The organism is Kribbella antiqua, from assembly GCF_004345665.1.
In the GTDB taxonomy this organism is placed as follows: Bacteria; Actinomycetota; Actinomycetes; order Propionibacteriales; family Kribbellaceae; genus Kribbella; species Kribbella antiqua.
The window spans coordinates 64,336-76,788 of sequence record NZ_SLWR01000021.1 but is presented as its reverse complement, the minus strand read 5'-3'; the positions used below and the strand labels follow the sequence as shown (position 1 = coordinate 76,788).

Genomic DNA, 12,453 nt, shown 5'->3' with positions numbered 1-12,453 from the left:
AGCGCCTCGATCCGGCGCGACGAACGCTGCCCCACCGCATAGGAGTACAGCAGCAACGCCAGCATCATGTCCGGGTCATAGGCCCGACGCCCCGGACCCGACCGAGGATGGCGACGATGAAACACCGAGGTATCCACCTGCCCGACCACATCGAGCAGGAACCAGGCCAGATGGCCCTGCGGCAACCATTCCGACATATCCACAGGCATCAAGAACTGCTGATCACGATCAACCGGACGATACCCACGAGCCATCCACCAAGCATTCCAAGCCAGCAACACCAACCGGCCGACCGCCACACCCCAAATCGCAACAGGCTCCATTTCACGAAAACCCTCCACCGCCGACAGCAAAAACCTCCACAGTCCACATGCACGCCGTTCTCCAGGCCAGCCAGTCGCTACTCCTCAACGGGCCCCGATCGGGAAGGGCGTTCACATCAAGCAGGAGAGCCGGCCAACCCATCAAGTGGACGAGCAGCAGGACCGCCGCGGCTCGGGTTGACGGGCTATTGCCACGCCCGACTGTCACCGCGCCCGGCTGATGTCAGGGGAGCCAGGCGGTGCCCGGGTTCGGGGCGTCGTCACGGAGGACGGTCGCCTCGATCAGGCCGTAGGGGCGGTCGGCGGCGTGGAAGACCTCGCCGGGGTTGTCCACGCCGAACGGGCTCAGGTCAACGAGGAAATGATGTTTGTTGGGTGCTGAGAATCTAATCTCCGCGACCTCGGAGTGCTTCTGCAGCACGATCTCCCCCATCGCGTACAGCGTGTGCTGCAACGCCAAACTGTGCACATCCGAGAATGTTGCCAGCAGCAACGCCCTGATCCCGACATAACTGTTGTTCCAGTCAACGTCCGTCCGTGCGTACCGCCAGCGTGCGATCAGCGACGTCGCCAGGACCCGATCAGTTGTCTCCGGCAACGTCGTGTAGCGGTCCTTGTAGAACCCGTGAAACTCCGACCCGGTGGTCTTGGCAACAATCAGATCCTTCAGCCCGGACACCACCCAGATGCCGGCCTTGTCCACGGTGACGACCGTCGTCCGAGTCTCCTGCCCGCGCCGTACGAACGAATGGTCGTGCCCGTGGATCCGATCCCAGGTGTACTCGTCGATCTCGACCCTGGCTCCCGAGACGGCCGGCGTCTCGGCGACGAAATGCCGCGCGAGATCAAGCCCGAAGGCCTCGATCGCCCCGACGCCGCGCTCCTTCGCGAGCGAGAACACCGTGTTCTTCTGCGAGTCCGTCGGCAGCACAGCCGCCTGGTCGCCGGTCGTATGCGCCGCCTCGAAGTCACCGCGCAACGCCGTACTGACGTTGAGATCGCGGATCTGGTGCCGCGGCGTATCCCGGTAGACACGCACCAGCCGGGTCTCCGCCTTGCCGTACTGGTTCGGGCCGAGCACGATCGCCATCCGGGTCAGCTCCCCCGGTACGTCGAGTACGCGAACGGGCTGAGCAGCAACGGGATGTGCAAAGTCGCGGACGGATCGGTCACCGTGAACGGCACGATCACCTGCGGGAAGAAGCAGGTCTGCCCGTTGTTGGCGAAGTAGGCCGAGGTCTCGAAGATCAGCCGATAGTTGCCAGGTCGCCCTATCGCGGGGCCGAGCTCGCCGACCCGGCCGTCGTCGTCGGTGATCCCGGAGCCGAGCACGGTGAACGGATCGATCGCCTCCAGTACGACGGTCACGCCCGCCGCCGGCCGCCCGACCATGGTGTCGAGAACGTGCGTGCTGATCATGAGTCGACCACCTCTCTCAACCGCGGCAGGGCGATCTCGCGCAACTCGTCCTGGAGGACGCTGCCCGCATCGACAGCCTTGAACCATCCCGGCTAACCCTTCGAGGTTACTCCCAGTAAGTCCGCCACCCGCTGTACAACGGGGCACCCCGCGACGCGGCCACGCGGATGTGCGGCCGGACGGCAGGCGCGTAAGAGAACCGGATCGCGGCCGGGCAGTGAGCGCATAAAGGAGAAATCCGGGCGGCGCCGTACGACGAAGGTCGGCGCGGGCCGGACGACGAAGGTCGGCGCGGGCCGGACGACGAAGGTCGGCGGCGGGCCGCACGGCGACCGCGTATCGGAGCCCAAGTCCGGCCGGGCGCTCAGCGCGAGGAGGGAACCAGCGGCGAGGGTGGGACCGGGGCGCGGCCGCGGGGCGGACGGCAAGCGCTTGAGGAACACCGGAGTTCGGTCGGGCAGTGAGCGCGTGAAGGGAGCCCAGGGCGGCGCCGGACCTGCGAGGGTGCGGGCGGCGCGAGGCGGCGTGGGCGTGAGGGTGCGGCCCGAGCGGGCGGCGTGGGTGTGAGGGAGCCCGGAGTGCACGGGCACCCCGGGCTCCTTTGGGCTCCACCCGTCTGGAGGGACGTACGAGCAGAGCTTCCTCCTACGGGTCGATCAGGATCGCGCAGGTTGACAGCTCGCGTGTGGAAGCCGCGCCGTCAGCGTGCCTGCCACTCGCCGCGGTCCCGCGGGACCTGGAGCAGACGATCGTCGACGCCGTACCGCCGTCTCGCGACGGCGACGCGCTCACGCACTCCCTCCCCCACGGCCACCTGTGTGTCCATCCCCCCGCACACGCCCCCCGGCCGTTCCTGACGCTACGCCGGGATCGTTCGCCGTACAACGGTCTGATCCACCACTTACTGCCGCGACCCGGCCGATGACGGCACGTGGTGTGTCAAGCCGCGGCCGGATGGGCACCGGCCCGGGCATGAGTGTTGTGGTGATTACTGGTGCCAGCGCTGGGATCGGGCGCGCGTGCGCTTCGATGTTCGCTTCTCATGGGTACGACGTAGGGCTGCTGGCTCGGGGCTCTGACGGCCTGGCCGGAGCTACTGCCGATGTCGAAAGCTTCGGCTCGCGTGCGGTCGCCGTACAGGTGGATGTGAGTGACTCGTCAGCTCTGGAGAAGGCCGCGTCGGCTGTCGAGGAGGAGCTCGGGCCGATCGATGTGTGGGTGAACAACGCGATGGCGACGGTGTACGGGCCGTTCCTCGACATCTCGGCGGATGAGTACCGGCGGGTGACCGAGGTGACGTATCTCGGCTTCGTGAACGGTACGCGCGCGGCGCTGCATCGGATGATGCCGCGGGATCGTGGCGTGATCGTGCAGGTTGGGTCGGCGCTGGCTTATCGCGGGATCCCGCTGCAGTCGGCGTACTGCGGCGCTAAGCATGCGATCCAGGGCTTCACGGACTCGTTGCGGTGCGAGCTGTTGCACGAGGAGAGCGCCGTACGGCTGGTCGAGGTACAGATGCCGGCGGTCAACACGCCGCAGTTTTTGATCCAGCGGTCGAAGCTTCGCCGGCAGACGCAGCCGGTTCCGCCGATCTATCAGCCCGAACTCGCCGCCGAGGCTGTCTGGCACGCTGCGCATCACCGCCGGCGCCAGGTCTGGGTCGGCTTCCCCACCGTCTACACCATCCTCGGCGACCGCCTGGCCGGCCCTTTGCTCGATGCCTTCCTGGGACGCACCGGCTACGACAGCCAGCAACTTTCTTCGCTGCGTCCTCCGGATGCACCGGACAACCTCTACGACCCGGTCCCCGGCGACCACGGCGCACACGGCGCCTTCGACAGCAAGGCAAAGTCCTACAGCCGCCAACTCAACTTCAGCCTGTCGCGCCCCGTCGCCCGCCTGGCAGAAGCCGTGGACGAGGGTTGCGCAGCGGCCGGCCGCGCCCTCGCACGCCTAAACCAACGCAAACAACACCGCCGTTCACCGGCTCACGATGCTTCATCAGAAACTGATCGAGCACCAGTCCCCGGCTAACGGCGCCGCATCAGAAACCGACCGAGCACCGGTCCCGGCTGGCGGCGCGTCGGGTCGAGCACCTGTCCCCAGCCAGCGGCGCTGCATCAGCAACTGAGCCGCGGGCTAGTGCTGCTTCGTCAGAAAGTCCTGGAGCTGCTGCTCACGCTGCGGAAAGCTGGGCTTGTCGATCTCCATCGACTCCTCCCCGAAGATCAGCTTTACCTTCCCCGGTGAATTCCTCCGGCACACCCAATCCCGCAGTACCGCCATCACCGCCGGCACCGACCCACCCGGCACCGCAACCGCAACCCCCACACACTCAGCCGCCGACGACGCCTCCACCACCTGCGTCATCAACTCCTGCTCCGTGAGCTCCCTCCGCAGTTGCTTGACCGCTTTTCCCCCTTTCTCCCCACCTTCCACAACCTTCACCACAACCCAAGCCGGTTCACCCATACCCCGATCATCCCGCAACTACCGCCCTCCTGTGGATAACTCCAGCCGACCCAGATGGTTCTTTCCTAAGCTGTTGAGCAACTGAAAGGAACCGTCATGGACCCCGAAACGCCGTACGTCCTGCCCGGTGGCGAGAAGATCTGGGTGATCGACACGGCCGCCGCGGCAGAGCACCTGCCGCAGATGATCGAGCGACTTCGCGACGGCGAGCCAGGCCCCTTCATCGTCGGAGACGCCGGTCAGCCCGAGGCGGTCGTCATCCCCTGGAATGCCTTCCGTCGCCTCGCCGTCCTCGCGGCCGAAACCGACGACTTCGAGCACGTCTACGGCATTGCCAGTGAACGCCTCGCCAGCAACGAGCCATCCATTCCGATCGAAGACGTAGCGGCTGAGATCGGCTGGCACCTCAACGAGCCGATCGACGACTCAGACCTGCCGAAGAAATGACGGCTCAGTTCCGGCTCTTGGTAACGCCGAAGATCCGTCGGCAGCTCGCCATGCTGGAACAGGCAGCCGCAGCACGGCCGGGCAGTCTTCGCGACCGTGAGCTCCGCGCCCTCAAGCTCGGCCTCCAAGCGCTGATAGAAGGACGCGAAATTGACTTCGAGAGCAAGCGCCTCGGCTACTCCCACAACCACCACGACCTCCGCGACTGCGCCGAGCTCAAGGTCCCAGTCATCCCGGAATCCCGCTTCGGCCACGACCTCGGCCCGTCGCATCGGCTGATCTACCGGGAGTACGAAGCCGAAGACGGCGGCCTGCCGTACCGGGAGGCCATCTGCTTTGAGCCTCGCGGAAACGACCGCCCCTTTGAAGTCGCCGGCGCCCGCCTCCGTCGCGAGGTCGGCCGCCCCGAACCCGCCCTCGCCCACCTTCCAAACCACCGACCCAGCTTTCAACGCGGCGGAGCCGAACCCACCGGCCCACCGCGCCTCCCTCTCCCACCAGATCTACGCAAAGCCCTAGCCGCCGCCTCGAACATCGCCGACGCCCGCGGCGCCGTCACCGCCCCACGATCTACCCAACGACCGCCCTCAGGCCGAACCGGCGGCCCACCCGGCCGCGAACTCTAGTCGAATCTCCGCGCCGCTCGGTGGAAGCGATCGCCGACCTCTCGTACGGCGGCCGCCAGCTCTGGGGCGTCCAGTACGACGAACTCCGCGTCGAGCAAGCCGAGCCACAACGCCAGCTGGTGCGGGTCGTCTGAGCCGACCTCGATCACGCAGGTGTTGTCGTCAACGACCTCAGGCTCGATCGGCACTGGCATTCGGCCCTTCACGTACTCCCCCGATGCCTGCACCTCGACCCGCGCCCGGTACTGCCAGGTCGCCTCGCCGACAGAGCGCCGTACGAAATCACCAACGTCCTCGGGCAACTCCCGCGGCGTGAACCGCGGCCCATTCTGCGTCCGCAACTCCATCCGATCCACGCGGAACGTCCGCCAGTCCTCCCGATCGTTGTCCCAAGCAACCAAGTACCACCGGCGCCCCCACGTCACCAACCGATGCGGCTCCACCATCCGCCGGCTGTCTGAGCGAGACGAGTAGTTGAACCGCAGCCGCTGCCGATCCCGAATCGCCCCCGCGATCGCCGTCAGGACCTCTGCATCCACCCGCGGTCCGGTCCCACTCACCGCGATTGTTGCCCCGGACAACGCGCGTACTCGATGCCGCAACCGCGACGGCAGCACCTGCTCCAGCTTCACCAGCGCCCGGACCGACGTCTCCTCGATCCCCGCCACGCCCCCACCCGCCGCGGTTCGCAGCCCCACCGCGACCGCGACCGCCTCGTCGTCATCCAGCAACAACGGCGGCAACTCCCCGCCCGCCCCCAGCCGATACCCACCAGCCACACCGGGCCGAGCCTCGACCGGATATCCCAGCACTCTCAGCCGCTCCACATCAGTCCGAAGCGTCCGCGTCGACACCCCCAGCCGCGACGCCAGCTCCGCTCCGGGCCAGTCCCGCCGTACCTGCAACAACGACAACAACCGCAGCAACCGCGCCGACGTCTCCAACATCCCATCATCGTTGCACCAATTGCGGAAGAAAGCCCGCCGCAATAGGCCATAGCGTCGTACTCATGAACAGCATCCGAGAGTTCCGCATCGACATCCCCCAGGCCGACCTCGACGACCTTCGCACCCGCCTCACTAACACCCGCTGGGCCGACCCCGCGCCGGGCGCCCCGAGCGACTTCAGCCGCGGCGTACCGCTCGACTACCTGAAGGACCTCGCGAACTACTGGGCGACCGGCTTCGACTGGCGTGCGCAGGAGGTCCGCATCAACGCCTATCCGCAGTACGTCACCGAGATCGACGGCCAAACCATCCACTTCCTCCACGTCCGCTCCACCGAGCCCGACGCGACGCCGCTGCTGATGACGCACGGCTACCCGGGCTCGTTCGTCGAGTTCCTCGAGATGATCGACCCGCTGACGAACCCCGTCGCGTACGGCGGATCGGCCGCCGATGCGTTCCACGTCGTCATCCCGTCGATCCCCGGTTTCGGCTTCTCGACCCCGGTCTCCGCCGCCGGCTGGGAGGTGGGGCGTACGACGTCCGCGTACGCCGAACTCATGAACCGCCTCGGCTACCCCCGGTACGGCGCCCACGGCGGCGACGTCGGCGCCGGAATCACCGGCCGGCTCGCCGCCCTCCACCCCTCCTCGGTCATCGGCGCGCTCGTCAACAGCGATCGAGGTGTGTTGGCGTTGGCCGGCGAACAGTTCCCCATCCCGGACCACCTCACCGAGTCAGAACTTGCCGAGGTCAACGAACTCCGCGAGTCCTGGAAATCCGAACGCGGCTACCTCGACCTCCAGTCCCACCGCCCCGAAACCATCGCCGCCGCCCTCACCGACTCCCCCATCGCCCAACTAGCCTGGATCACCGAAAAGTTCGCCACCTGGACCAACCCAAACGCCTCGTTGCCCGAAGACGCCGTAAACCGCGACCACTTGCTCACCAACATCACCCTCTACTGGCTAACCCGCACCGGCGCCACGGCAGCCCGCTTCCTCTACGAAGCCGCGCACGCCAACCTCAACTGGCTAGCTCCCAGCAACGTCCCGTCAGGCTGGTCCGTCTACAACACCACCCCCACCCTCCGCCGCTTCATGGACCCGAAGCTGGAGGTCCCCTTCTGGTCCGACCACCAAGAAGGCGGCCACTTCGCCGCCATGGAAGCCCCGGACCTACTAGTCGAGGACCTACGAGCCTTCTTCCGCCAGGTCCGATAGCGTTCATATGTGAGCCGGTTGAGTGATCGTCCGTACGTCCTGCTGTCGGTTGCGGCGTCGGTGGACGGCTACATCGACGACAACACCGACCAGCGTCTCCTCCTCTCCAACGACGAGGACTTCGATCGCGTCGACGAAGTACGGTCAAGCGTCGACGCGATCCTCGTCGGCGCAAACACCATCCGCCGAGACAATCCACGCCTCCTCGTCAGAAGCCAGGCCCGCCGCGACCAGCGACTCGCCGCCGGTCTACCGGAATCCCCGATCAAAGTCACCATGACATCCACCGGCGACCTCGACCCAACCGCCAGCTTCTTCACCGCCGGCGAGGTGTCCAAGCTCGTCTACGCCCCATCCGACTCAGTGGTGAAGACCATGGACTCTCTGGCGGGTGTTTGCGAGGTAGTCGACGCCGGCGATCCGCTCAACCTGACCGCCGTACTGGACGACCTGTCTGAGCGAGGCGTACGACGCCTCATGGTCGAAGGCGGCGGCACCACCCACACCCAATTCCTCGCGGCCGACTTAGCGGACGAACTCCACCTGGTCGTCGCACCCTTCCTCAACGGCGACACCAACGCACCCAGATTCGTCGGCAACGCGACCTTTCCCCAAAGTCCCGCACACCGAATGCACCTCACCGAGGTCAGGCAACTAGGAGACGTCGTCCTCCTCCGCTACCTACCGAAGGCCCCTTCCCATGCCTGACCTAGACGACCGCCACTGGCTCCAACAAGCCATCGACCTCTCCCGCCACTGCCCACCCACCACCACAGCCTTCTGCGTAGGCGCCATCATCGTCAGCCCCACCGCCGAGATCCTCTCTACGGGCTACTCCCGCGAAACCCACCCTCACGACCACGCCGAAGAAGTCGCCCTAGCCAAACTCACGCCCAACGACCCCTGCCTCGCGACCGCCACCATCTACACAAGCCTCGAGCCCTGCAGCAAACGAGCCTCCCGCCCCCAAACCTGCACCCAACTAATCCTGGCGGCCGGCATCCCCCGAGTAGTCCTAGCCTGGCGAGAACCAACCATCTTCGTAGACTGCGAAGGCGCAGAACTCTTAGAAGCCGCTGGCGTCGAGGTCCTCGAACTCCCCGACCTAGCCGACCAGGTCAAACAGATCAACGCCAACGTCCTGGGCTAGATCCATTTGCAGTACGACGGCCACTCAGGCAACGTCGACATGTACGTCGACCAACTGAGGCTGGCTGCGGTAGACACTCCTGACGCCGCGCGCCTACCGGAACCCGATCATGCGATTGCCGCTTACTCCCTTGGCCCAGCACAGGTCGAAGCAGCGCTCGCTATCGGCGCTGCCAGATCGCGAATCTCGTGAATGAGCTGCTGATACTCGTCGAAACCCTCATGAATGAATGCCTTGACCTCACCCTGGCTAGACACCACCAGGGAGCCAACTTCTCTGCCGTCGACATCCACGTTCACGTAACGCGGATCGCTTCCCCATCTCGTGCGGACACGCGTCGGATCGATCATGTTGCACTCCAAACCTCGTAGTGAATTGGCTTGAACAGTCGGTCGCGCCCGGGCCTGCATTCGTGCGGCACCCGGGGCAACGAGCGAAAGATGAAAGAGGTGGCGACACCACAAGCCGCGAGCCCATCAGCGGGCTGATTGAGATCGCCGGGTCACGCCAGCCGACTTGGCACTCAAATCAGAGAACGTCGGAGCATCTGGAACGCCATCAATGCGATCGCTATGCACCTTACCTGGACCACAGCACGTGGCCTCGTGACACGCTCATGCGACCGCCAAGATCGGCGGCTGTCGGTGTCGTCTGGCAAGCTCCTCTGCGAGGGGTGATAGCTGGATGGAGCCAGGAATCTACGACGCTCTGGTCACGAATGGGCTGCTTGAGGCGATCGGCCAGGCGGAGGGACAGGTCGCCGTACTGCATGACGTGGATGAAGCCGATCAGCCTGAGGTGCTCGCTCGGCATGTGCGAGACGCCGTACTACGCGCCCTTGGCAGCACCCGCGATCAAGGGCAACGTATTGCGCTGGTCAACGACCTGCTCCAGCGTCTGGAAGCACACGACGATTCGCTCCCCAACAGCCAGCCGCGGCAACTGCACTCCCTGCGCCCGCCAGCGCGACCGGGCCTCACCACGTATAGCGAGGCCCGGCCAAGTACTCCGCTCTCCGACGTCGCCTTGCTCACGAACGCACATGGCGAACCGTCCCTCGGCCCAGAACTCCGGGCGGAGATCGACACGTCCGACGAGGTCGATCTGATCTGCGCGTTCGTGAAGTGGTACGGCCTCCGCCTGCTTGAGCCCGAGCTCCGGCGCCTCCGCCTCCGCGGTGCTCCATTCCGAGTAATCACGACCACCTACCTCGGTGCGACCGATCGACCGGCGCTCGACCGCCTCGTCAACGACTTCGGCGCCCAGGTGAAGATCCAGTACGACGTACTCCGCACGCGGCTCCATGCAAAGGCCTGGCTCTTCCGACGCAACACCCTCTTCGACACTGCCTACGTGGGGTCCTCAAACCTCTCGCAGGCCGCGCTCTTGGACGGCGTTGAGTGGAATGTCCGCCTGTCGCGGATCGCCACGCCGAGCGTGCTCAACAAGTTCGGCGCCACCTTCGACACCTACTGGAACGACTCAACATTCGAGACTTACGATCCACAACGCGACCGCGATCGACTTGACGACGCGCTGGCAGGTGCAGGCGACCCCAAGAAGTCAGATCGAGTCACCATCTCCCTTGCCGGCCTCGAAGTACGCCCGCGGCCGTATCAAGCCGAGATGCTCGAGGAACTCGAGGTTGAGCGCGAAGTCCACGATCGGCATCGCAACCTCGTCGTCGCAGCGACCGGCACCGGCAAGACCGTTATCGCCGCGCTGGACTATCGGCGCCTGCGCGATGCCGCCCTGCAGCGCGGCGAACCGGCGCCTTCACTTCTCTTCGTCGCCCATCGTCGCGAGATTCTTCAGCAATCGATTCGCACCTACCGAGAGGTTCTCGCTGATGCCAGCTTTGGGGAGGAGTACTACTCCGGAGCGCGACCCGAGCGTTGGAGGCACGTCTTCGCTTCTGTGCAAGCCCTGACCGCGTACGACGTAACGACGATTCAGGCAGACGCCTTCGACGTCGTGGTCGTCGACGAGTTCCACCATGCTGCAGCGCCGACTTACCGCAAGCTGCTCAATCACCTGCACCCTCGAGAATTGTTGGGCCTCACCGCCACCCCAGAGCGCACCGACGGCTTCGACTTGCAGAGCTACTTCGGCGGCAGAACGGCCGTCGAGCTCCGACTCTGGGACGCCCTCTCGGCTGATCTGCTCTGTCCCTTCCACTACTTCGGAATTGCGGACGGCACTCACCTAACGGACATGGTGTGGAAGCGCGGCCGGTACGACGAACAGCAGCTCGACGCGCTGTACACCGGCAACGACAACCGTGCAGCAATCGTCCTGCGCGAGGTCCAAGACAAGCTCACCGACGTTCGCTCGATGAGAGCACTCGGTTTCTGCGTCTCGATCGCCCACGCCGAGTACATGGCCGATGTCTTCAACAAGGCAGGCATCCCGGCTCGCGCTGTGTCAGGCCAAACTTTGACCGCTGAACGAGACCAGTCCCTCCGCGACCTGAGGGACCGTCGAGTCAACGTCCTCTTCGCCGCCGACCTCTTCAATGAGGGACTCGATCTCCCTGAGGTCAACACCGTCCTCTTCCTACGCCCAACCGAGAGCCCAACCGTCTTCCTTCAGCAACTCGGCCGCGGTCTCCGCCAAGCGGAAGGCAAGCCAGTTCTCACAGCCCTCGACTTTGTCGGCCACCAGCGCAAAGAGTTCCGGTTCGACAAACGCTTTCGTGCGCTGACCGGCGATACCCGCAAGGGCCTCGAGCGCCAGGTCGAGCAGGGCTTCCCGTTCCTCCCATCGGGTTGCCAAATCGTCCTCGACAAGGTCGCACAAGAGGTAGTCCTCACCAACCTACGAAGCCAAGTCGCCGGCCGCTGGCGAGACATGGTCAGCGAGCTCAGAGCACATGGCGACCAGAGTCTGCCCCATTTCCTGCAGGAATCGGGTATCGAGCTCAGCGACGTGCTGCGTACCGGCCGCAGCTGGACTGCCCTTCGCCGCGAGGCTGGACTCCACACACGCGAGGGCTCAGTGCACGAGGCAGCCCTCTTACGTCGCGTGCGAGCTCTCGCTCACGTTGACGATCCTGAGCGTGTCCACACGTACCGTCGCCTCCTACAAGATGACGGCCCGTCGTACGACGAACTGAGCCCGACCGAACGCTCCTTCGCCAACATGCTCTTCTTCTCACTCTGGCCAGACGGCGGCGGCTTCGCCTCGTACGGCGAAGGCTTCAAAGCACTCCGCAGGGAACACGCACTGCGCGATGAACTCCTCGAAGTCATCGACTTCGCCATGGACAACGCCCGCCACCGCGCACTTCACCTGGCCGGCCAACTCGGCGACGTACCTCTCCGCGTCCACGCTCGATACCAGCGCGAGGAGATCCTTGCCGCCCTCAACTACGCCAACCTGCGACGCCGGCCCAGCACGTTCCAATCGGGCGTCTTGTACTCAGAGGAGAAGAACACCGACGCCTTCCTCGTGACCTTGACCAAGTCAGAGGCGGACTACTCCCCCACCACGATGTACCGCGACTACGCCATCAGCCCCACGCTCTTCCACTGGGAGTCGCAGAGCAACACTTCCGTCGGCTCCCGAACCGGCCAGCGCTACCTCAACCACCGCGAGCTAGGTACCAACATCCTCATCTTCGCCCGCCAACACAAACTCACCGACCTAGGCACCTCCCCCTACGTCTTCCTAGGCCCAGCCACCCACACCACCCACACCGGGGACCGCCCCATAGCCATCACCTGGCGCCTAACCCACCCCATGCCCACCGACCTCTTCCAAGCCGCCTCCGTCGTCGCATAAGGCCGCCCGATGCTTGGAGTACTGGATCGGCGGCTGACCGAATTGCGGGAGCGGCAGGAGCACGAC

At 65.4% G+C, this 12,453-nt stretch carries 13 protein-coding genes; 7 read left to right on the top strand and 6 right to left on the bottom strand.

Translation table 11 applies throughout. The features are described from left to right. From EV646_RS38225 to uraH, 3 genes are all read right to left on the bottom strand, one after another. Positions 1–341, bottom strand: a 341-nt coding sequence (locus tag EV646_RS38225) for a transposase (RefSeq protein WP_422386738.1), incomplete at its 3' end; no start/stop codon positions are given. A 205-nt stretch (positions 342–546) separates the two neighbouring features. After that, positions 547–1,413 (bottom strand): factor-independent urate hydroxylase, encoded by an 867-nt coding sequence (gene pucL, locus EV646_RS38220; protein ID WP_132157644.1) that lies wholly within the window; start codon positions 1,411–1,413, stop codon positions 547–549. A gap of 5 nt (positions 1,414–1,418) precedes the next feature. Then, positions 1,419–1,742, bottom strand: a complete 324-nt coding sequence (uraH, locus tag EV646_RS38215) for a hydroxyisourate hydrolase (protein WP_132157642.1) — start codon at positions 1,740–1,742, stop codon at positions 1,419–1,421. Between the two features lie 921 nt (positions 1,743–2,663). Here uraH and EV646_RS38210 point away from each other — a divergent pair. After that, positions 2,664–3,776 carry an SDR family oxidoreductase gene (locus EV646_RS38210; RefSeq protein WP_338419315.1) on the top strand — a complete coding sequence of 371 codons (1,113 nt, stop codon included), beginning with the start codon at positions 2,664–2,666 and terminating at the stop codon, positions 3,774–3,776. A gap of 105 nt (positions 3,777–3,881) precedes the next feature. On the opposite strand, the gene EV646_RS38205 is transcribed toward EV646_RS38210, so the two are convergent. After that, entirely contained in the window at positions 3,882–4,214 is a 333-nt protein-coding gene (locus EV646_RS38205; protein WP_132157638.1) for a hypothetical protein, read from the bottom strand. 96 nt (positions 4,215–4,310) lie between these two features. Between EV646_RS38205 and EV646_RS38200 the strand changes: the two genes are divergently transcribed. After that, on the top strand, positions 4,311–4,661 hold the full coding sequence (locus tag EV646_RS38200) for a hypothetical protein (protein WP_132157636.1): 351 nt from the start codon (positions 4,311–4,313) through the stop codon (positions 4,659–4,661). Continuing rightward, positions 4,658–5,287, top strand: a complete 630-nt coding sequence (locus EV646_RS38195) for a hypothetical protein (protein WP_132157634.1) — start codon at positions 4,658–4,660, stop codon at positions 5,285–5,287. Before EV646_RS38200 ends, EV646_RS38195 begins: the two co-directional genes overlap by 4 nt. On the opposite strand, the gene EV646_RS38190 is transcribed toward EV646_RS38195, so the two are convergent. Further along, positions 5,284–6,234, bottom strand: coding sequence for a helix-turn-helix transcriptional regulator (locus tag EV646_RS38190; RefSeq protein ID WP_132157632.1), 951 nt, complete (start codon positions 6,232–6,234; stop codon positions 5,284–5,286). The two genes, EV646_RS38195 and EV646_RS38190, sit on opposite strands and share 4 nt — an antisense overlap. 62 nt (positions 6,235–6,296) lie before the next feature. Here EV646_RS38190 and EV646_RS38185 point away from each other — a divergent pair, with 62 nt between their 5' ends. The 3 genes from EV646_RS38185 to EV646_RS38175 are packed head-to-tail and all read left to right on the top strand — an operon-like array spanning position 6,297 to position 8,604. Further along, on the top strand, positions 6,297–7,454 hold the full coding sequence (locus EV646_RS38185) for an epoxide hydrolase family protein (RefSeq protein ID WP_132157630.1): 1,158 nt from the start codon (positions 6,297–6,299) through the stop codon (positions 7,452–7,454). A 9-nt stretch (positions 7,455–7,463) separates the two neighbouring features. Further along, positions 7,464–8,162 (top strand): RibD family protein, encoded by a 699-nt coding sequence (locus tag EV646_RS38180; RefSeq protein ID WP_241996602.1) that lies wholly within the window; start codon positions 7,464–7,466, stop codon positions 8,160–8,162. After that, complete coding sequence (locus EV646_RS38175) at positions 8,155–8,604, top strand: cytidine/deoxycytidylate deaminase family protein (protein ID WP_132157628.1); 450 nt, start codon at positions 8,155–8,157, stop codon at positions 8,602–8,604. Before EV646_RS38180 ends, EV646_RS38175 begins: the two co-directional genes overlap by 8 nt. A gap of 122 nt (positions 8,605–8,726) precedes the next feature. Here the strand turns inward: EV646_RS38175 and EV646_RS38170 are convergent, their stop codons facing one another. Next, entirely contained in the window at positions 8,727–8,954 is a 228-nt protein-coding gene (locus EV646_RS38170) for a hypothetical protein (protein WP_132157627.1), read from the bottom strand. 334 nt (positions 8,955–9,288) lie between these two features. Between EV646_RS38170 and EV646_RS38165 the strand changes: the two genes are divergently transcribed. Next, a complete protein-coding gene (locus tag EV646_RS38165; RefSeq protein ID WP_132157626.1) occupies positions 9,289–12,387 on the top strand; it encodes a DEAD/DEAH box helicase in 3,099 nt (1,032 codons plus the stop codon). Positions 12,388–12,453: the final 66 nt, after the last annotated feature.